This is a genomic window from Thermodesulfobacteriota bacterium (assembly GCA_040754335.1).
Lineage (GTDB): Bacteria > Desulfobacterota_D > UBA1144 > Nemesobacterales > UBA2774 > 2-12-FULL-53-21.
Genome location: JBFMCV010000001.1, coordinates 208352 through 228155 on the forward strand (window position 1 = coordinate 208352; position 19804 = coordinate 228155).

At 53.8% G+C, this 19804-nt stretch carries 19 protein-coding genes; 5 read left to right on the forward strand and 14 right to left on the reverse strand.

Features of this window, described 5'->3' with window-relative positions:
- The first annotated feature begins 128 nt into the window (after window positions 1-128).
- The 5 genes from AB1598_01000 to AB1598_01020 all read left to right on the forward strand — a co-directional run bounded on the left by AB1598_01000 (window position 129) and on the right by AB1598_01020 (window position 5933).
- Window positions 129-1415, forward strand: a complete 1287-nt coding sequence (locus AB1598_01000; GenBank protein ID MEW6143573.1) for an LssY C-terminal domain-containing protein — start codon at window positions 129-131, stop codon at window positions 1413-1415.
- 304 nt (window positions 1416-1719) lie between these two features.
- Window positions 1720-2298 carry a GNAT family N-acetyltransferase gene (locus AB1598_01005; GenBank protein ID MEW6143574.1) on the forward strand — a complete coding sequence of 193 codons (579 nt, stop codon included), beginning with the start codon at window positions 1720-1722 and terminating at the stop codon, window positions 2296-2298.
- A gap of 46 nt (window positions 2299-2344) precedes the next feature.
- The gene (locus AB1598_01010) at window positions 2345-2929 is read left to right on the forward strand and encodes a GNAT family N-acetyltransferase (protein MEW6143575.1); all 585 of its coding nucleotides are present in this window, start codon (window positions 2345-2347) and stop codon (window positions 2927-2929) included.
- A 98-nt stretch (window positions 2930-3027) separates the two neighbouring features.
- Complete coding sequence (locus tag AB1598_01015; GenBank protein MEW6143576.1) at window positions 3028-4581, forward strand: PAS domain S-box protein; 1554 nt, start codon at window positions 3028-3030, stop codon at window positions 4579-4581.
- Window positions 4578-5933 (forward strand): sigma-54 dependent transcriptional regulator, encoded by a 1356-nt coding sequence (locus AB1598_01020; GenBank protein MEW6143577.1) that lies wholly within the window; start codon window positions 4578-4580, stop codon window positions 5931-5933. The genes AB1598_01015 and AB1598_01020 overlap by 4 nt, the downstream gene beginning before the upstream one ends.
- Before the next feature lie 81 nt (window positions 5934-6014).
- Here AB1598_01020 and AB1598_01025 read toward each other — a convergent pair whose 3' ends face one another.
- From AB1598_01025 to AB1598_01090, 14 genes are all read right to left on the reverse strand, one after another.
- Window positions 6015-6770 carry a sulfite exporter TauE/SafE family protein gene (locus AB1598_01025; GenBank protein MEW6143578.1) on the reverse strand — a complete coding sequence of 252 codons (756 nt, stop codon included), beginning with the start codon at window positions 6768-6770 and terminating at the stop codon, window positions 6015-6017.
- A complete protein-coding gene (gene ccoG, locus AB1598_01030; protein ID MEW6143579.1) occupies window positions 6748-8184 on the reverse strand; it encodes a cytochrome c oxidase accessory protein CcoG in 1437 nt (478 codons plus the stop codon). Before ccoG ends, AB1598_01025 begins: the two co-directional genes overlap by 23 nt.
- A gap of 13 nt (window positions 8185-8197) precedes the next feature.
- Window positions 8198-8770: a cbb3-type cytochrome c oxidase N-terminal domain-containing protein gene (locus tag AB1598_01035; protein ID MEW6143580.1), complete on the reverse strand. Its 573-nt coding sequence runs from the start codon at window positions 8768-8770 to the stop codon at window positions 8198-8200.
- 168 nt (window positions 8771-8938) lie between these two features.
- Window positions 8939-11101 (reverse strand): cytochrome-c oxidase, cbb3-type subunit I, encoded by a 2163-nt coding sequence (ccoN, locus tag AB1598_01040; GenBank protein ID MEW6143581.1) that lies wholly within the window; start codon window positions 11099-11101, stop codon window positions 8939-8941.
- Window positions 11098-11283 (reverse strand): cbb3-type cytochrome oxidase assembly protein CcoS, encoded by a 186-nt coding sequence (ccoS, locus tag AB1598_01045; protein ID MEW6143582.1) that lies wholly within the window; start codon window positions 11281-11283, stop codon window positions 11098-11100. The genes ccoN and ccoS overlap by 4 nt, the downstream gene beginning before the upstream one ends.
- Complete coding sequence (locus AB1598_01050) at window positions 11280-13733, reverse strand: heavy metal translocating P-type ATPase (protein MEW6143583.1); 2454 nt, start codon at window positions 13731-13733, stop codon at window positions 11280-11282. Before AB1598_01050 ends, ccoS begins: the two co-directional genes overlap by 4 nt.
- A gap of 399 nt (window positions 13734-14132) precedes the next feature.
- The gene (locus AB1598_01055) at window positions 14133-14624 is read right to left on the reverse strand and encodes a GNAT family N-acetyltransferase (GenBank protein MEW6143584.1); all 492 of its coding nucleotides are present in this window, start codon (window positions 14622-14624) and stop codon (window positions 14133-14135) included.
- A 55-nt stretch (window positions 14625-14679) separates the two neighbouring features.
- Entirely contained in the window at window positions 14680-15303 is a 624-nt protein-coding gene (locus tag AB1598_01060) for a MarC family NAAT transporter (protein ID MEW6143585.1), read from the reverse strand.
- 14 nt (window positions 15304-15317) lie between these two features.
- Window positions 15318-16457, reverse strand: coding sequence for an FAD-dependent oxidoreductase (locus tag AB1598_01065; GenBank protein ID MEW6143586.1), 1140 nt, complete (start codon window positions 16455-16457; stop codon window positions 15318-15320).
- Between the two features lie 156 nt (window positions 16458-16613).
- Window positions 16614-17336, reverse strand: a complete 723-nt coding sequence (locus tag AB1598_01070; protein MEW6143587.1) for a class I SAM-dependent methyltransferase — start codon at window positions 17334-17336, stop codon at window positions 16614-16616.
- Window positions 17317-17799, reverse strand: coding sequence for a GNAT family N-acetyltransferase (locus AB1598_01075; protein ID MEW6143588.1), 483 nt, complete (start codon window positions 17797-17799; stop codon window positions 17317-17319). Before AB1598_01075 ends, AB1598_01070 begins: the two co-directional genes overlap by 20 nt.
- A gap of 92 nt (window positions 17800-17891) precedes the next feature.
- The gene (locus AB1598_01080) at window positions 17892-18251 is read right to left on the reverse strand and encodes an STAS/SEC14 domain-containing protein (protein ID MEW6143589.1); all 360 of its coding nucleotides are present in this window, start codon (window positions 18249-18251) and stop codon (window positions 17892-17894) included.
- Between the two features lie 31 nt (window positions 18252-18282).
- Complete coding sequence (locus tag AB1598_01085) at window positions 18283-19062, reverse strand: hypothetical protein (GenBank protein MEW6143590.1); 780 nt, start codon at window positions 19060-19062, stop codon at window positions 18283-18285.
- A gap of 202 nt (window positions 19063-19264) precedes the next feature.
- Entirely contained in the window at window positions 19265-19798 is a 534-nt protein-coding gene (locus tag AB1598_01090; protein MEW6143591.1) for a hypothetical protein, read from the reverse strand.
- Window positions 19799-19804 lie beyond the last annotated feature (6 nt).

The window sequence follows — 19804 nt, forward strand, 5'->3', positions numbered from 1 at the left end:
GAATGAGATCCTATCTGAAGGAACGAATGACGCGGTTTCGGATGTTATTCTTGATTTCTTTGAGTCTGCTGCCTGGAATATGGGGCTGTGCGTCCTACTGTGCCAGCCAGGACCCGGAGGATGAGAGCATGTTCAGCACACCGTCCGCCAAGGGGTGTAAAGTATATTCGCCTTCCCCGGACCCGGCGAAGGACGTGCCGTTCAAGGTCAGGGCGGAGACTCAGACGGAAGACGGCATATCCGTCTCCGCAGTCGTTTTGAGTGATGACGAAAGCGAGAAGATATTCGGCGTCGACCTCGCCGGGAACGGCATTCAGCCTGTCTGGCTCGAAATCAGAAACACGACGGAGAAGCCCGTCACTCTGATTTACGTCGCTACCGACCCCGGATACTACTCCCCTAACGAAGCCGCGTACACGAACTACAGCTACGCGAGCCCGGTCAACGAAGAGATGAACGAGTACTTCAACAAGCAGAGCATCAGGAGGGAAATACCGGCCGGAGGCGAGTTGTCCGGATTCTTTTACTCGAACTGGGACCCGGGCATCAAGTATCTCAACGTAAGCGTCTACGGCGAAGACAGGGAAAAAAACTTCGTATTTTATTTCGTCATACCCGGCATAAAGCTCGACTACCAGAGGGTCGACTGGGACACTCTTTACAAGGAGGACGAATACGCTAATTACGAGACCGAGGAAGAGCTCCGCAAGGCGCTCGAGGCCGTCCCCTGCTGCGCCACGAGGAAGGACGGCACAGGCAAGAACGACGCGCTCAATTTCTTCGTCATAGGGGATACCGACAATATCGTCTCAGCGTTTATAAGGAGGGGATGGGACGTCACCGAGCCTATCTCGGCGAGCTCCGGCTGGAGAGCGTTCAAGGCATATTTCTCTGGAACCAGATACAGGACTTCCCCGATGAGCACAGTTTTCGTATTCAAGAGAGCCCAGGACATAGGGCTACAGAAAGCTAGGTCAACGATACACGAGCGGAACCACCTCCGACTCTGGCTCATGCCCGTCCGGTATAAGGGCATGGACGTATGGATAGGGTCGGTGAGCCGGGACGTGGGCTCCTACTTCACGTTCAGGACGCCCTGGCTTTCGGCTCACGCGATAGACCCTGATCTCGACGAAGCGAGGACATATCTCGTGCAGGACCTCCTGTTCTCCGGAGGCGTTGAGAAATTCGGATATATAAAGGGTATAAAACCGGCGACGCCCGATAACCCGCACAGGAACTTTATGAAGCAGCCGTGGTGGACAGACGGATACCGGGCCGTGTTCCTCTTCGGCGACGAGACGGTCACGCTGAACGAGCTCGATTTCTTCGACTGGGAATGGGCGGGGGAAGACGGCCCGCAGGTCATCGAATTCATTAAAGCTATGAGCGCAAAGAAAAGAACGGAAAACTAGGTTCCTCCGTCCGGCACAAAAACCGACTGATTCGGGGCCCCGTGACAGTCACGAACTCCGAGGACGTTGAGATCCACTCTGTCGTGTGTCCTATATTACGACAATCCTGTTAGAATTCGCGAGACTGTTTCCAGGCCTTTACACTTCGCTAATGCGTTCAATGTATTGACGTTAAACTGAATTCTACTGTGGTTTCGTTATATTCTTCAATCAGTAACGGTTATTCGTAGACCGCACCTGCACATCCGCTGTAGTCGATGTTTCACTTGGTATGTTCCTTGCTACTTCTTTAGGAGTGATGAAAGTGTATCCGATTGAATTATCGCTCAAAGACGATACGAAGGTCGTTATCAGGCCTCTTCTCGATGAGGATTACATATCCATGCGGGAGTTTTTTTCAGCGATCCCTAGAGAAGACCTGTTTATTTGTAAGGACGATGTTGTCAGATGGGAACCGATCGAAAACTGGTTCGTGCACTTGAGTCATGAAAGGGTGGTCGAGCTTGTGACTCTTAGGAATAACGAGATTTTAGCGAAGGGCACACTCTATGCCCAGGACCGATACTGCTTGCATGCAGCTGAGTTGAAGCTCATAGTCCGTCCGGATTGCAGGGGTCTGGGGATCGGGTCCCGGATGTTCGACCTCCTGTTCCATGCGGGACTTAGCTACAGTTTTCATAAAATGATATCGAGGTATTTCACGGACAACCTGAGCTTCATCAATATCCTCGGTCATTATGATTTCGAGCCTGAAACCGTGCTACAAAATTATGTGCTGTACGAGGCCGCGAATGAATGGAAGGATCTCGTTACCGCATCCTGCAATATGCGAATCAGGGCAGCGGACTTGAAACTGCAAGTGCATACTGCCCGGCACCCGTGACAGAGTAGGTATGGTCGTTGAAATACGATTTGGATCGTGATTAAAGATGAAAGTGTATCCAAATGAGTTTTTGCTCAAAGATAAAAGCAGTGTTATTATCAGGCCGCTCCTTGAGGAGGACTGCGAGCTCGTACAGAAGTTCTTTTCGGCGATTCCCAGGGACGACCTCCTTATTTATAAAGACGACGTTACGAAGTGGGAGTCGCTCGAGAACTGGTTCCTGAACCCCAATTACGAAAAAGTTGTCGAGCTTGTGACTCTGTGTGGGAACGAGGTCGTGGCAAAGGGCACTCTCCACGCCCAGGGGCTTTACTGGCCCCACGCCGCCGAGGTGAAGCTGATAGTCCATCCGGAGCACAGGGGGCTGGGTATCGGTTCCCAGATGTTCAACCTGCTCCTCTATGAAGGGCTCAAACACCAGTTCCAGAAAATAATCGTGAGGTATATTCCGGACAACACCAGCTTCGTGAAGATTCTCGGCCATTACGGGTTTGAGCCGGAGACTGTGCTCAACTATTATGTCTTGGACGAGGCCACGAACGAGCAGAAGGATCTCGTCATTGCCTCCTACGACCTGCAGAACTGGGAGCGCAGGTTCGAGTTTTATACCTTTATTTACGGGAATAAATAGAATTATCCTTCGGTACCTTGCAGTTGTAACTCTCCGTATAAGATGATATTCTCATCCTAGATTGAAAACTTAAAAATTTTACCCCGGAAGTTATCGGCATGAAGGATCTGAAAAAGACGAAGAAAGAGCTTGTTTCAGAACTGGAAGAGCTCAGGGAGAAGGTCAAATCCTATGAGGATCGGAATGACGACGAGGGGGAAGAATTATTCGGGAACAATTACAGCTTCATGGTCGAGTCCGTACCTTGCGGAATCGTTATGACGGACGATACCGGGAAAATTATTTTCGTGAATTCCCTCGTAAACAGGATGCTTAGATACGAGGACGGCGAGCTTCTTGGAAAAAGTATCGAGGCTCTCGTTCCGGAACGTTTTCGCAGGCCTCATGCAGTATACAGAGATACATTCATGGAGTCGCCGATTGCAAGACCGATGGGTAGAGGACGAGACCTCTTCGTCCGCAGGAAGGACGGGTCCCAGTTTCCGGTGGAGATAGGCCTTAACCCTGTGAAGACGAAAAAAGGGTTCGTAGTGCTCAGTACCCTGATCGATATCACGGAAAGGAAATTAGCTGAAAGGCTGTTGCATGAAGGCGAGGAGAGACTGCGCGGTATCATGGATAATACGACCGACGCGGTGCTGCTATTCGGCAGTGACGGGCGGATCGAATCCATAAACAGGGCGGGGCTGCTGCTTTTTACTGGGAGCGAAGATGGGGAGATCGAGAACATTTGGGAAATTATAACTCCCGAACATAAAGAGAGCTTTTCGGCGAAGCTGAGAAACGCGAAGGAAGGTATTCAGGTAGCCGACTTCGAGACGGAAATGATAAAGAAAGACGGAAGGCGGGTTCCTGTGAGCATCAGCCTTGTTTACATGAACCAGGGTGGGGAGAAGTACATAGAGACCGTGAGGGACATTTCCGCAAGGGTGGCTATGAGAAAAAAAATAATTGAGCTCGAAAAGTCCCAGATAGTCGGCAGGATGGCCGAAGGCTTTGCCCACCACATGGGTACACCGCTTGCTTCGATGCTGCTCAGGGTCCAGATGCTCAAGGAAGACATATCGACTATGCCGGAATACGGCGACATACTTGAGAAATTGGACTCGGTTGAGAGACAGATTCTCTACGGACAGAAGGTAATACAAAGGCTCCTAAAGTTCGTAGGAGATCCGCGGAGCGAAAAGAGCGCTGAGGACGTGTCGTCCATCCTCATCGAATCGGTCGATCTTATCAGGCCTCTTCTCAAAAAGAAAGTTATAGAAGTGACCGTGGATGCGAGGGATAGTTTGTTTATACTCACCGATACAAACCTGCTTCACCTCGTGTTTACGGATACTATTATGAACGCGGTCGACGCGATGCCCGGCGGCGGGTCGCTCACTCTAACCGCTTCCGATGGTATAGTGCCGGGTTACGCGGTTATAACAATAAACGATACCGGCGCCGGCATACCCAAAGAGATTATTCCATACGTATTCGAGCCCTTTTTTACGACGAAGCCCCCCGGGATGGGCACGGGTCTCGGCCTCTCCGTTGCAAAACGTATCATAAGCGACCACGGCGGCGAGATTTCCATAAAGAGCAAGGAAGGGAAAGGGACCACCGTTACTATAAAACTCCCGATATTTTCGGAGGAGCGGACATCGTGAGCGCTGAAAGATTCAAGGTGCTGGTTGTTGATGATGACAGGGAATACGTCGAGGCGGTGAAAGAGCTGCTCCACCGTAACAGCTATGATGTAGTTACTGCGTTTTCCGGAAAAGAGGCGCTTGAGCGGGCGGCAGAAGACGGAAGAGTCGGCCTCGTGCTCCTCGATCTAGTGATGCCGCTTATGGACGGTTTCACTCTGCTCGAAAAACTTCAGGAGATAATACCCGAAACAACGATCATCATGGTCACCGGGCAGGGGACCGTGCAGACGGCTGTCGAGGCCATAAAGCGAGGCGCGAAGGATTTTATCACGAAGCCTTTCGATAAGGACGTTCTGCTGAACAAGCTTGACATGATCAGGAAGGCGGAGGAGCTCGAGGATAAAGTCAGCACGCTGAACGTGCTTCTTTCGGAGAAGTACGGCTTCGACAATATAATAAGCGGCTCGAAGCTTATGAAGACTGTTTTCGAGAGGGCTTCCGCCGCCGCGCACAGTAACGCCCCCGTATTCATAGTGGGCGAGACTGGCACGGGAAAGGAGCTCCTCGCCAAGGCAATACACCTCCGCGGCGAGAGAGCGGGCAAACCCTTCGTCGGCGTCAATTGCGGCGCTATACCGAAGGAGCTTCTCGAGTCGGAGCTTTTCGGTTACAGGAAAGGGGCGTTCACGGGAGCGGTAAGGGATCACGAGGGGCTCTTCGTCGCTGCCGAGAAGGGGACGATATTCCTCGACGAGATAGGCGAAATGCCCAAAGACCTGCAGGTGAGGCTCTTGAGGGTGCTTGAGGAATACAAGGTGAGACCTTTAGGGTTTACACAGGAAGTAACGCTCGACGTGAGAGTAATATCTGCGAGCAATCATCCGATCGAAGAGCTCAAGAAGACTTATCTCAGAGAAGACCTCTTTTTCAGACTCGCCGTAATAGTGATCGAACTGCCGCCCTTGAGAGAGAGGAGGGGGGATATACCTCTCCTTATCGACCATTTCATCAACAGGTTCAATAAAAAATATTCGAAGAAGGTGAAGGGGCTCTCCGAAGGGGCTTTCAGCTCGCTATACAACTACCATTTCCCCGGGAACATAAGGGAGCTCGAAAACCTCATCGAGGGTATCATAGCCGTCATACCTCCGGGGAAGAGCACGGTGACGGAAAAGGAGCTCAAGGAGCACCTGCTCTGGCAGCAGCCGAAGGGTTCGGAACACCAGCTCCTGGCGCTCGACAGGCTCGAAAAGTTCGCTCTCGAACAGGCGCTCAGGGAATGCAAGGGCAACAAATCAAGGGCCGCCGACATTCTCGGCATCTCGAGAGACACGCTTTACAGGAAGTTAAAGCAGTACGGTGTGGAGTAACGGTTTCGTAGCCCCGCCCGCATGTCTTCCCGGTCCCCGTTTCTGCACACGACCGGCACGCCTGTCGATTCCGTGTCCTGATTATTTGCTTTCGCCCGGGTATCCGCTTCCGGATTCCCCGCCGCCCGCGGCGCATATGGAGCTCCCGCGGTCGATTTCACGGGACGGTATCATGTGTATTGCAAAGTTGGCGAGCCCTGCGGATATCAGCATCATCCCGGCTATGAGCGCTACCTTCCTTGGAGCGATGCTTATCGATTTCTTGTATATGATCGGGAAAAAGGACAGCGCGGGTATCGTGCCCAGCCAGAATATGAAGAGCATAAGTCCGCCGTAAAGAGGGTTTTTCACGGCTACGGCGCCGATTACGAATATATAAACCCATCCGCAGGGTACAAACCCGTTCACGAGTCCGAGCGTGAGTGACGCGAGCGGTTTTTTCTGTGTGAGAGCGAAGCGCGCCGGCACAGTCAGCAGGGACGTGACGAGCCTCCCAGGCACCAGCTCGAGATGTTTCCCTCTGGCTATATTGTAACCTGCGTATATTAAAAAGAGCGACAGCAGGATCAACGAGACCCTCGAAATAAAAGGGTAGTTGCTGCTGAGGAACTTCTCTCCGAGCAGTCCGGCCAACACCCCGAGCGACAGGTAGCTTGCGAGCCTCCCCAGGTGGTAGAGGGGCAGGTAACCGAGCCTGCTGTGCACGGTAACGGCCAGAGGGCCGCACATGACAGCGCAGTGCGAGCTCCCGGCGAGGCTGGCTATGAAAACCCCGACCGGCACCGAAAGGTACGACCAGCGGCTTATAACCTCGCTAAGTTGACTTAGGTCCGACAAGCTTGAGGTCCTCCTCCAGTTTAATCTCATTGTTTTTCGGGTCTACGAAATCAAGCTTTATGGACTGGGTCCCGCTTTTCTCCGTTATGTCCTTGGGGAACTTGACGAAGAAGTGGATGGTCACGTCCTTACCGCCCTCGAGGTTGATCGTGTCGCTCGGGGTAATAATCTCGACGTCCTTTTCGTCCCATTCTTCAGGCAGCGCCATTCTGAGGCTCACACTATCGAAGGTCTGGTTCTTCACGTGCATCTTGAAGTGGTTTATTACCTCGTCTTCTTCGTCTTCCTCGCCTTCTTCCTTTATGATCTGGAACGGGGCGTCCTTTCCGCGGAGTATCGTGACCACGATCTCCTCCCGTTTCTGAACGGAGAATGCGAGTGCGCTCACGACAGCTATGAGGAGGACGATGTATATCGCGACCCTCGGCCGGAACCATCTGGCCTTGAGCCCCTTGAGAGCCCTCCCTCTAGCGTATCTTATGAGCCCCTTCGGTCTTTCTATCTTCTCCATGACCTCGTCGCACGCGTCAATACATGCCGTGCACCCGATGCATTCGAGCTGGAGACCGTTCCTTATATCTATACCCGTCGGACAGACGGCGACGCACTTGTAGCAGTTGATACAGTCGCCTTCAGTCTCTCCCGGCTTGAGGCTCCCCCTTCTGGGCTCGCCCCTCACGGGGTCGTAAGAAACTGTGAGCGAGTCGTCATCCATAAGCACCGACTGGAACCTGCCGTAAGGGCATACTATTATGCAGAACTGCTCCCTGAACCATCCGAAGTCAAAGAGGAAAACGGCCGTGAGAAAGGCCATGATTATGAAGATCGTCCAGTTCTCGCCCGGGTTATGCTGTGTCATCTCGACGAGCCTGTCCGCCCCCACGAAATAAGCGAGGAAACTATGGGCGATCACGAGGCTTACGATGATAAACAGGGTCCAGAGCACAGCCAGCTTCAGGAATTTCACGGCGTCCCACGGGGCCTGTGCGAGGTTACGCTGCTGGACGTGGCTTCCGATGATGAGGTATTCGAGCCTCCTGAATATGCCGTCTATGAATACCGTCTGCGGGCACGCCCATCCGCACCATATCCTCCCCCATACCGCGGTCACGAACGCGAGCCCTATTGTGAGGAACGCCAGTATGAAAAAAATCAGCGGCGCGTCGTGAGCCCAGAACGTGAGGCCGAAAATCGAGAATTTCCTCTCCCCGATATTGAGGAGGAGCGCCTGGTGCCCGCCTATCTTTATCCACGGGAGAACGAGGAAAAAGACGACGAGGAGTATCTCCGTAACGGTCCTGAGGTTCCGCCAGAAGCCCGTAACCTGCGCCGGGAAAATGAATACCCTCTTCCCCTTTTCGTCCATGGTCGCCGGGCGCTCGTCCGGGAGATGTCTTTGGTCGAGAACTTTCATCTTTTACTTTATATCAGTTCTTATGCTCTATCATCTGTCCCTGGGGCGCTTTCGCTCCGGGCGGGTTAGTGCCGTGTATGCTGTAAACATAAGCCGCCACGTCTTCCTGAAGGGCGGCAGGTATGACCCCTTTCCAGGGCGGCATGCCTTTGTCCGGCACTCCGTCGTTCATTACTTTAAGTATAGCAGGAATAGACCCGTCGCCGTGTATCCAGTAATCGTCCGTGAGGTTCGGGCCGATGATCCCCTGTCCCTTGTCCCCGTGGCACGGCATACACTTGGTCAGGAATTCTGCTTTACCCTTCGCGATGGCTTCGGGATCGGATACGAGCGCCAGATATTGCTCCTCGGTCTTGGCTTCTCCGGCCTCTTCGGTCTTTTCCTGCTCCGTTTTTATTGTGCTCATCTCCGAGGCCAGTTCCTCGTCGAGCGTAGGGCCTCCGAATATCTGGTAATACCCGAAATAAATGACGGCGAATATCACGGTGATGTAAAAAGTCATGAGCCACCACCCGGGGAGCGGGTTGTTGAGCTCCCTTATCCCGTCGTACTCGTGGTCCTGGATCAGTTTTTCTTTCTCAGTCATTGCTGTCCTCCTTTGTTCTGAATCTCTCATCCTCGAGGGGAAGGAGCTCCATCTCCTCTATCTCCGCTTTCGGCTTCTTCCACGCCCAGAGGACGATTACTACGAAAGCCGAAAGGAATATGATGAGCGCGATGATGATGATATCTATATCCGTGAAGTAGGATAGGGCTATCTGTTTGATGATGCGACCCCCTGCTGGGACGTCTTCTTGCCCAGACTCTGGAGATATGCGATGATCGCTATGACTTCCGTGTCCTTCACCGATCCGAGCGAAGGGTCCTGAGAGAGGAGACCCTGGTAAACAGCGGCCGCCTGTTTCTCGGCGTCGATATCGGCGTTAGCGACCTCCTCGTCCTTATAGGGCACGCCGAGCATCTTCATGACGCTAAGCTTCTTTCTCAGGATGTGGTAATCGATCTTCGTCGAGGCGAGCCACGGGTATGCCGGCATAATGGACCTGGGCGTGATCTCCCGCGGGTCGATCATGTGGCGGAGGTGCCACATATCGGGATATTTACCCCCGACCCTCGCAAGGTCAGGCCCCGTCCTCTTGGACCCCCACTGGAACGGATGGTCGTACATGGATTCCTCGATCGTGGAGTTGGCTCCGAACCTGAGCACGTCATACGGGAGCTTCCTTATCATCTGGGAATGGCATACGTAGCAGCCTTCCTTTATGTATACGTCCCTGCCTGCGAGCTCGAGCGGGGTATAGGGCTCGGTCTTTGTCGTCTGCGGAAGGTATTTATAGATCGCGAGCGTCGGTATGATTTCGATTATAGATCCCACGATGATCGAAATGAACAAGAGTACAGTGAAGATCAGGGACAGGGCTTCGAGCTTCCTGTGCCCCGTGCCGAGCGCGGTGACGTCAGCCGAGCGCGCGGGCACCTCGACGGCCATAGCTTTCACGCCCTTGGGCGCATTCGCGATCGTCATCCATACGTTGTAAATAAGCATGAGGAACCCTACCAAAAAGAGGGCGCCGCCCGCGAACCTCACGTAATAGAGCGGAGCTATCCTCATCACCGTCTCGACGAAGTCCGGATATACGAGCTGGCCGTTCTCGCCTATGGCCCTCCACATGAGGCCCTGCGTGATGCCGCTCGCCCACATGGAGATATAGTAGAGGAGTATGCCGAGAAGGCCTATCCAGAAGTGCCAGTTCATGAGCCTCTGGCTGTACATGTTCGTATTCCAAAGCCTCGGAACGATGTAGTAAATGATCCCGAACGTGAGGAAGCCGTTCCACCCGAGCGTCCCGCCGTGCACGTGTCCTATGATCCAGTCCGTATAGTGCGCGAGGGAGCTCACGGATTTTATGGATAGCAGCGGTCCCTCGAAGGTGGACATACCGTAAAATGTGACTGCCACCGCGAGGAACTTGATTATGGGGTCCGTGCGCAGCTTTGTCCACGCCCCCCTCAGCGTGAGTAATCCGTTTATCATGCCGCCCCAGCTCGGCGCCCAGAGCATTACGCTGAATATCATCCCGAGAGTCTGCGCCCAGTCGGGAAGGGCGGTATTCAGGAGGTGGTGCGGGCCCGCCCAGATGTAGATGAATACCAGAGACCAGAAATGGATTATAGAGAGCCTGTAGCTGTATATAGGCCTGTTCGCCGCTTTGGGCACATAGTAGTACATGAGACCCAGGAACGGAGTGGTCAGAAAGAACGCTACGGCGTTGTGGCCATACCACCACTGGACGAGTGCGTCCTGCACCCCTGCATAAACCGGATAGCTCTTTAACATCGCCACCGGTATCTCAATCGAGTTCACGACATGCAGCAGCGTGATCGTCACTATTGTAGCGATGTAAAACCATATCGCCACGTAGAGGTGACGGACTCGCCTTATCGCTATCGTGCCGAAGAAATTGACTGCGAACACCACCCAGACGACTGCTATGGCGACGTCGAGCGGCCATTCGAGCTCAGCGTACTCCTTCCCGTGGGAGTAGCCGAGGGGGAGCGTGACGAGGGCGCCCACAATGATCAGCTGCCATCCCCAGAAATGAAAGTTGGATAGAAAATCCGAGAAGTTCCTCGTCTTGAGGAGACGCTGCGTCGAATGGTATACGCCGGCGAAAATAATATTGCCGCCGAATGCGAATATGGCGGCGTTCGTATGGAGCGGCCTGATCCTGCCGAACGTGAGCCATGGGAGCTCGAGGTTGGCAGGCCAGTACGCGAGCTGGAGAGCCGCCAGCAGGCCGACTACGAAAGCCGCCGCTCCCCAGAATATCGTCGCATAGATAAATTTCTTGACGATGTCGTCGTCGTAATAAATATTTTCCGTGATAGCGGCGCTTCCCGCTCTGACATCACTCATTTGTCCGTGTCCTCCTTAGCTTGATTGTTCTTTTTATTCGTTTCATAATCGTCGAGAAGCATCCTGTGGCCGGGGGTTTCGAGGTCGTCGTACTGCCCCTTACCGGCAGCCCAGATAAAAGCCGCGAGGAATACGAGCGCAATCGCAATCGAGACTCCGAGTGTCAGGAAAATAATGTTCATGCCCGCGAAGCCCCCTCCCTGCTCCTTGTCTTGCTCTGGCCGTAAAGCGAGGAGAATATGAGCAGCACCGAGCTGAGCGGCATGAGCACGGCAGCGGCAAGCGGGTTTATAAAACCCATGAGCGCGAAAGCCCCCGCGGTTACGTTATACGTTATTGAGAAGGCGGTGTTCCTTCTTACGGTTTCACGTATAACCCTGCCGTGGTCTATCAGGTCCAGGATCGTGAACAGGTCGTTTTCGAGTATATAGGCGTCCGAGACCTTCATGCTCTCCCCGACGCTTCCCTGTATAGCCACTCCCACATCGGAAGAAGAGAGCGCCCCCGCGTCGTTGAGCCCGTCCCCTATCATCATTGAGCCGCCGTGCTCGCTCACGATCCGGGATTTCTGCTCCGGGGTCTCTTCCGAGAATACGTTCTCGAGCGGTATCCCGAGCTTGCGGGCGACCTGCCCGACATTAGTTTCCTTATCCCCGGACAGGATATACAGGATGTAGCCCCTTTTTTTAAGCTCGGCAACTACGAACTTCGCATCTTCCTTGAGTGAATCCCCGAGGAGTATTTGGGAAACGGGCTCCCCGTCTTTCCGTATGACTATCCTCGTCGCTATTATTTCGTTGACTTCGTTAGGCCCGGATAAGTCACTCTCCGCTGTAAGCGAATAGAGATGCCCCCCGGCCTGTCCCTCGACGCCCTTCGAGAATATGTGTCTGAAGCCGCTCACTTCGGGTATATCGAGGTCTTCCCCCGATAGGTGCGTGACTATAGCCCTTGCGACCGGGTGCTCCGACCGACGCTCGATCGCGAGCACGGCGGCGCGGTCCTCTTCCGGGAGAGAGTCCGTGTCCCAGCTGAGGATCCTGTAAACTCCGTTCGTAAGAGTCCCTGTCTTGTCGAAGAATATGTTCCTTATGCGCGGCAGCTTGTCGAAAATCTTCGCGTCCTTTATCAGTATCCCCTTGTCGGAGGCGGATTTGAGGAACATGCCGAACGACAGGGGCAGCACGAATACGAATGCGCATGGGCATGAAATGAGTATGAAAGCGATCGTCCTTTCGAGTGCCTCCGAAGCGCCGTAATAATAAGAGACCGCGAAGAAGGAAACTGCGGCAATAATGCCCACGGCGAATGTGAATACGGTCGCGTACCTGTCGCTGTACGTGGAAAGTCCGATCTTGCTCCTGTAGTTTTTCTCCACTTCTTCGAGTATCCGTCCGATCCTGGTGGAGCTCCCGGTCCCCGTGACCTCGAGGACGGCCTCGTCCGAATCGAGTATCGAGCCCGCGTAAACGGTCTCCCCTCTGGATACGGTGCGGGGGATATTCTCTCCCGTTAGCACTGACAGATTGACCTCGGCCTTCCGTGACAGCAGCCTGCCGTCGGCCGGGAAGCGTTCGCCCCGGACGAGCTTGATTCTCTGTCCGGCCCCGAGGGATTCCACGGGCTGATAGAAGAACTGCCTCGCGCCTTCGTCCCTGACGAGCACGCGGTTCGATGAAAAGAGACTCTTTATCAGCGGCTCGCAGTCATTTAGCCGCTCCTGGATCGTCTTCAGGAAATACCTGCTCGCCAGCAGCAGGAAAACGAACATGCTTATCGAATCGAAATAGACCTCCCGGCTCCCGCTGAGGTAGTTGTACGCGCTTATGAAGAAACCCGCGAATATTACGAATACGATCGGGATGTCGACGGTCGCGCGTCCGGTTCTGACTGAGCCGAGCACGCTCCTGTAGAAGGGGAGGGAGCAGTAGGTGACCACAGGGAGGGACAGTACTAGACTGAGAAGCGTGAATTGCTCCTCGAATACCCCCCGCGCGCCTGCGTATATTGCCGCGGAGAGGAGCATGATGTTCCCGGCGCATACGGCCGCGACCGACAGCCTGATGAGAGATTTCCTGTTCTCTCTTCTCTTGAGCCCGCTCGCGTCTTCATCTGTTTTGAGCGGGTGCGCCCTGTAACCGAATTTCTTTACCGTCTCGGGAAATGACGAGAAATTTTTTTCAGGCGTGAAATTGACGGTCGCCGTATTGTCGGACATGTTGAGCGATACGGATTCTATCTCCGGCACGAAGTCCGGTATCTTCTCTATCAGCCAAAGGCACGCGGCGCATTCTATCCCCTCCACGTAGAAGTTCATCGTACGAGGGTTCTCTTTCTTCACGTATAATTCGGCGAAGCTCTCGCCGTCGAGGTATCCGTAGTCCTCCCCTGTTGCCGGGTCTGCCGGGGGGGTTGTTCTTAATATGTTCTGCGATTCCCTTATGCCGTAGTAATCGTCCAGGCCGAGCGCGCCCAGGAGCTCATTCACCGCTCTGCATCCGTTGCAGCAGAAGAGCTTGCCGTTTGATTCTATGGTGTTGGACGAATCCAGGGTTTCGCCGCAGTGGAGGCACCGGCAGTATGGTAAAACTTCTCCGGAAGCGTTCTCTCTCGTAGCTGTCGTATTCGCCATTGCAGTCTGGTTAACTCTTCAGCGTTTAATACCAGCAATAACTATGCCACTGCAAACACTAATGAATACGATATTCCCCGCATAGGTGCGGTGTCGATTGTCAGATATTAAGACAGAACACTATTATAGACGTAATTATGCGGATGCAAATAATTAACCCAGTCTCGACCTTAGCTCAATGATACCTGAAAAAATATAGCGAACAGAAATCTGAATACGAAATTCACTATCTTTTAACTGAACCACAGATAAAACCAGAGGGCGAAAAACACACCAATTGCCGTGAGGAAAAGAATGGCCCCGAGGTTCTGACCGGAAGAATCTTTCATAACGACCTCCCTAAGCGTCTCTAGGTCGATTATATAATTGTTCCGGGCCTGGAATCAACAGGTTTTTTCTTTATCCGGGCCGGCTATCGACCAACAGATCCTTCCTCATTTTGAAGCACTCGATCTCCACGCCTTTCCTTTTCTCGACTACCGGACGCTCGAGTCTGAAGCCGAGCCTTTCAAAGAGCGGTTTCGATACCCGGCTGGCGTCCGTGGTAAGGTATCCGGATCCTTTCGTGGCTGCATAGTGTTCTAGGCGCTTATAGATATCGGTCGCTACCCCCATTCTGGAATATTCTTTTACGGTGTAGAGAAATTCTATATGATCGAGCGGCTTGAGCTGTCCGAACGCAATGAGTCTGTTCCCCGATTCCGCGACGAGCGTGAGCCCTTCGGTGAGCCTGTGCCTCAACTCCTCGATCTCGTCCGCATAAGACGCCCACGCCTCGACCTCTTCGGGAGTGTATATCCCTATCGCGATCTCTCTTACCGACTTACTGTATAGCGCGGCGATATCTTCGGCGTCCTCGGGCTTATACCTTCGTATGTTGAGAGTGTGCATAAGGTCATCCGCTTCCGCGTCCTTTGATCACTTCCGGGGCACGATGGGAGAAATTCTAGCCGTGTATGAAATCCAAAATGCCGAGCATAACGAACTGAACGCCTATGCAGATGAGGAGGAATCCCATTATGCGTGTCAGTATTGTGACTCCGTAATTACCCAGCAATCTTTTGACGCCGCCCGCGATTCTTAAAAGGATAAACGTGATAGTCGCTACAACTAGGATACCGAGGGATTCCGCGGCATATTCCATCTTCGATCCCGCATTGGCTGCCATGCCGACGGTCACCGCTATCGCCCCGGGCCCGCTGAGCATAGGCATTGCGACGGGAGTAAACGCTATGTCTTCGTCTGCTGTTTCTACCCGGGCTCCCTGGAATTGCGGGTCTCTTTGCTCGGGGTTAAGCATCCTGAACCCTATATAGATGATGATTATACCGCCCGCTATGCGTATTCCCGGAAGCGAGATGCCGAAGAACTTCATTATCAGCACGCCTGCGACGAGGAACACGATCAGTATGACCGCCATGTAAACGGAGGCCAGGAGCGCCTGTTTCCGGCGTTTGCCGTCGTCCATGTCCTTCGACAGGGATATGAATGTGACGGCGACCGAGAACGGGTTCACTATGGGGAGGAGAGAGACGATGGTTCCGAGTAGTATCTGCGTGAAGTCGCTCACCTTACTATTTTACACTAAACGGCGGGTAGTCCCTTCCAGAATTCCGACTGTCTCGTGAATATGCGCTCCGTAACATCGGGGTCGGGGGCAAGGCTCCAGTTCCCGTAATCTCTCGACCCTCCGAGCATTATGCCGTCCGAGCGCGGCATCATGTATATGCCGGCTCCGTGTACGAGCGTGATGTAATCCACTTCGGGCTGAGGGAGGAGCACGATGAGCTGCCCTTTTACGGGCTCGAGCTCGTGGTCGCCGAAGAGGAAGTACGAGCCCAGTCCCGTGCAGTTCATTATAAGAGGCTCCCTCAGCGTAAGGAGCTCTCCGATTCCGCTGAAATTCCTGACGAATATCTTCCCGCCGTCCTTCCTGAAGTCGTTCATCACCGCGTTTAGATAGGTCGGTGAATCTATGAGCATCGTCCTTAACGTTATGCACGTGGGCTCGTCGAACGGGTACTGGCCGGGGACTAGCGTCGTGAGCTTGCCGTAAATCTCGGGGAGCTCGTGTATGGCGTCCGGGAGGTCGGCGATCGTGTACCCGAAATAGAAATTGTCGACGACCCTCACCCCGTAGTAGCTCCCGATCAGCTTCCTGTAATACCCGAACGAAAGCCTCGACGCGCGAATGAATTCGTTATAGAACCGGGTTGTGATTCTATTTTCGTCGAATACAGTGAACGGGGACCACTGACCTGCCGCCACGTTCGACGTCGTGTTGGGCGGAAGATCTTTGGCGTATATCGTGACGTCGTATCCCTTGAACTGCATTAGTCTGGCTGTCGCAAGCCCCACGGCCCCGCATCCGATCACGGCGCAGCTCCTGTGTCCGAGCGGTAGCGCCTTCTCCACGGCGATGTGCGCCGTGCCCCACGAGAGCGTAAGCCCGCCTCCGCCGTGCCCGTAGTTGTGAACTAAGTCTTTGTTCGCGAGCCTGTCGTACCGCACGACGAACCCAGAGGGGCGGAAGGGTCTCAGGCCGACTGCCTGCCTCACTACCCTGTCGCTGGAGACATTCACCATCGGGAAGTTCCGGTATGGCTTTACGGGAGGCCTGGTTACCTTTTTGGGAGCGCATGCGCCGGAGACGACTGCGGAGAGGAGCCCCATCCCCGCGAGCTTTATCAGTTCCCTTCGGCTTAGCTGATAATTTTCAGGCATTCGTTCCTCAGATAAGGAAATCCAGCATCAGCATGAGTTCCAATCTACATCTTACGTTTTAATTCCCTCCTTTGTAAAGGAGGGGTAGGGTGGATTTGTAGTTATATGTTGCTTAGAGCAACTGCGGCATATCAAATGTCCGCCGTGACTCACTGCTCATTTAATCCCCACAAACGCCGCGAAGCACGCGTTCTTGTGGAGCACGTCCGTATGTCTGAACCCGACCCGCTTCATCAAATCAATCTGATACATGAGGCTCCGGGGCGTGTCTTCTTTGTCGATGTAATCGAACACCTTCCCGCTGTAGCCGGGGCCGCCGACCGATTCGAGGTATTCACGGTACCTCGCCCACATAACATGCTGTATCTCTCCGTTCTTGCTGAATACCATGTCGCTAACGAGGAACACGCCGCCCGGTTTGAGGAGAACGTATATCTTCCCGAAGCAGCTTTCCCAATCTGCGTCGTCCCGGAGGTGATGGAGCACGGCTGCGGCGACGATTATATCATAGTGCGCGGAGGGCAGGGTGAGCTCCCTGAAATCCCCGTGGAAGGTTCTTACAACTCCGGCGCTCTCGTTCGCAAGACGCTCCCTCGCGCGCTCGAGCATCGGGAGGCTGAGATCTACGAGATCGCAGTCGAGGCCGCCCTTTCTCCTGAGTAAAGCTATAGTATTGTTCCCTGCGCCGCAGCCGATATCGAGCACGTTCCGCGCGTCGGGTTTTATCCTGACTGCAAGCTCGGATATGAGGTCGAGCATGATAGGGGCGTCTATAACGGCCTTCTGCCCGGTCTCGAGATTGGAGAAGCGCTCGACGTCCGCGTCGAACCTCTCTCTTATCTCTCTGACAGTGGATTTCTTATCGGCGGGCGTTTTCATGGCGTAATAGTCTACCTTCCCGGAGCGTCAGCGCCATCGGTATGTGTATCACGCCGTGTATGACTTTTTCCTCTCCCGTCCGGACGAAGCCGAGGCTATCGTAGAAGGGCACTGCGTAGCGGGATGAGTGGACAGTAACTTTTTTGGGAGGGCGGCTCTCTGATTTGATCCTGTCGAGCGCGGCATTGAATATCTCCTTCCCGATACCCCTCCTGTGGAAAGCCTTGTCGACGAATAGCATAGAAACGTGCCTCATCTCCCTTATCTCTATCATCCCTGCTATAGCGCCATCCGCCTCGGCTACGAGGACGAAGTGGCTGCCGTCAGAGCGTTTTCTGAGCGCGCGCGGGTTGGCGTATCTGAAGAACTCTTCTATGCCTTCCTCGGGAAAATCCGGGGCTATATATTCATTGAACGACCTTGCGACGAGGTTCGAAACCTCGACCTCCTCGCCGGGGTTCATTAATCTGATGCGTGTTGAGTTGTTCATCGAAATAAAAAATAGAGTAGGTGCTGCGTTAAAGATGAATAGAGTCTATAACTAGTTAAACAAACTCACCCCCGCACCCAGGCCTTCGCCTCTTCCTTCTCCTCGAAGGGGAAGAATTTGACCTCGACGTTGGGGACAAGCTTGGATGCGAAGTCGACCCAGGTCTTCATCCATCCCTTCTCGGAGACGACCGCTTCTCTCTCGACGTCACGCCAGTGCTTCAAGCTGTAATGCAGGTCCTTCATGAAGGTGTTCACGGACATGCCCTTGAACGCCTCGACCTCGGCATAGACCCTGAGCTTCTTATGCTCCTTCAGCATCTCCTCCATCATGCCTACGAGCTTGTCGAACTCGTCGTCCTCCATCTTCCCGCTCAAACGGAACCCGATTATATTCCCTTCATCGAAGGGTATGATTTCGAGCATTCATACCTCCCCGCGCTCACGGTCTTGCCGACTATTGAGCTCCTTGCTTGCCCAGCACGTTCTCGACGCAGAATACGATCATGCGGTAATCGTATGTGTTCCCCTTCTTCCAGAGCGAGCTGCAGTTCTGAATGGTCTGCTTTTCTCTCGATCCCGCCGGATATATGCGGTTCATCTGGTTTAGCTTCGCAAGAGCCTCGGTCTGGTTCTTGACGCAGTATTCCTGCATCCTCTGGTCGGCAGGCCACGTCGAAGCGCACATCTGCGCGATCTTGTTGTCGGGCGCGGCCGCGGCAGGAGCCTGTACCTGCGGGTTCATGATAAGCCTGTTCACCTGCCTTATCTTCGCGTCGGCGTCTATGAGCCTCTGCCTGCCGTCGTATCCCATCTTGGCTTTCATATTGTAATCGGGCTCGGTGCAGGCCCTGGTATAGAGACTGAGCCCGCTTATGTAATCGCCGATCGCGAGCAGCGCAGTCGACTGCACGCTTGTCATCCTCGGGGGAGGGGGGATGCTGTTCAGGCGCACCCTGAGGCCTTCCACTATGCCCTGGTAGTAGCCGAACTCGTAAGAGCAAACGTCAGAGCTCGAGTTCTGGAGGCTCACGGCTTTCTGACTCACCGATTTGCCGACCTCCGAGAGCTCATAAAGTATAGGGGTGATCTCCTTGAGGTAAATCTTTTCCTTATTATTGTAGACCACGGCTTCCGCGTCGCTCTCGCCGAACGGGTCGTAAGGGCATACCGCCATTATGATTAGCGCGAAGAGCGGGACTAGATGCCTAACTTGAGAAAGGGTCATTCTGTCCATTCTGTTTTATACCTCCTGTATTCTCAGACCCCGGTTGCCGGGACCCCGGGCATTCATTAAAAATAAATTACATGATTATCAAGCGACTTCTAAGCCTAATTTTCTTTATCGAACGTAGAAGCCCAACGCACTTTCCGGTTCATAAAGTGCTGTTTGAACAAGTTTCCCGGGCTACACAGCCCATTTCGTCCGGGCGCCCCTCTTATTCCTTGAATTCCTTCGCAAGAGGTGCGTCGAACTCGACGTCTATCTTGGGACCGTCGGCAGCGGAATCGTCTATAGTCAGCTTTCCCGCCATTTTGTCTGCGGTGTCCGCCGTCAACGCGAGCGCGGACAGGTCGTCGTTCCCGGAATACTGCATCATCCCGTCGTTCGTGACGACCCAGTAAACGACCCTGACCGTTCCTCCGAAGTCCTCTCTCCCGACGGTCATGCCTTCCGTGAGCCCGGTCGCGCACGAGGCCGTCTTGCATTCGGAAATTTTCTGGCCTATATCTGTTGGGGTGAGGATCACGGTGCTCACGGTTTTGCTCGTATCGAACATGTCCGGACCCTTGACGAGGTACGCGTATTTCAAATCCACGGTCTTGTCTTTGATCTTGAGCGTCCCCTTGGCGGTTCCGCTGGCGGCGTAAGCCTTTGCGGCGAATAAAGCCGATCCGCCGGTTCCAAGGACGAATGCAAGAAACAACAGTAACGAAAAAAGGTATAAACGTGCTGGAATTCTCCCGATCATGCTACA

Bases quoted from the DNA above. Each gene is read 5' to 3' on its own strand.
- AB1598_01000 (MEW6143573.1), top strand. From the start codon at position 129: ATGTTCAGCACACCGTCCGCCAAGGGGTGTAAAGTATATTCGCCTTCC.
- AB1598_01010 (MEW6143575.1), top strand. From the start codon at position 2,345: ATGAAAGTGTATCCAAATGAGTTTTTGCTCAAAGATAAAAGCAGTGTT.
- AB1598_01015 (MEW6143576.1), top strand. From the start codon at position 3,028: ATGAAGGATCTGAAAAAGACGAAGAAAGAGCTTGTTTCAGAACTGGAA.
- ccoG (MEW6143579.1), bottom strand. From the start codon at position 8,184: ATGAAAGTTCTCGACCAAAGACATCTCCCGGACGAGCGCCCGGCGACC.
- AB1598_01035 (MEW6143580.1), bottom strand. From the start codon at position 8,770: ATGACTGAGAAAGAAAAACTGATCCAGGACCACGAGTACGACGGGATA.
- ccoN (MEW6143581.1), bottom strand. From the start codon at position 11,101: ATGAGTGATGTCAGAGCGGGAAGCGCCGCTATCACGGAAAATATTTAT.
- ccoS (MEW6143582.1), bottom strand. From the start codon at position 11,283: ATGAACATTATTTTCCTGACACTCGGAGTCTCGATTGCGATTGCGCTC.
- AB1598_01050 (MEW6143583.1), bottom strand. From the start codon at position 13,733: ATGGCGAATACGACAGCTACGAGAGAGAACGCTTCCGGAGAAGTTTTA.
- AB1598_01055 (MEW6143584.1), bottom strand. From the start codon at position 14,624: ATGCACACTCTCAACATACGAAGGTATAAGCCCGAGGACGCCGAAGAT.
- AB1598_01065 (MEW6143586.1), bottom strand. From the start codon at position 16,457: ATGCCTGAAAATTATCAGCTAAGCCGAAGGGAACTGATAAAGCTCGCG.
- AB1598_01070 (MEW6143587.1), bottom strand. From the start codon at position 17,336: ATGAAAACGCCCGCCGATAAGAAATCCACTGTCAGAGAGATAAGAGAG.
- AB1598_01075 (MEW6143588.1), bottom strand. From the start codon at position 17,799: ATGAACCCCGGCGAGGAGGTCGAGGTTTCGAACCTCGTCGCAAGGTCG.
- AB1598_01080 (MEW6143589.1), bottom strand. From the start codon at position 18,251: ATGCTCGAAATCATACCCTTCGATGAAGGGAATATAATCGGGTTCCGT.
- AB1598_01085 (MEW6143590.1), bottom strand. From the start codon at position 19,062: ATGGACAGAATGACCCTTTCTCAAGTTAGGCATCTAGTCCCGCTCTTC.
- AB1598_01090 (MEW6143591.1), bottom strand. From the start codon at position 19,798: ATGATCGGGAGAATTCCAGCACGTTTATACCTTTTTTCGTTACTGTTG.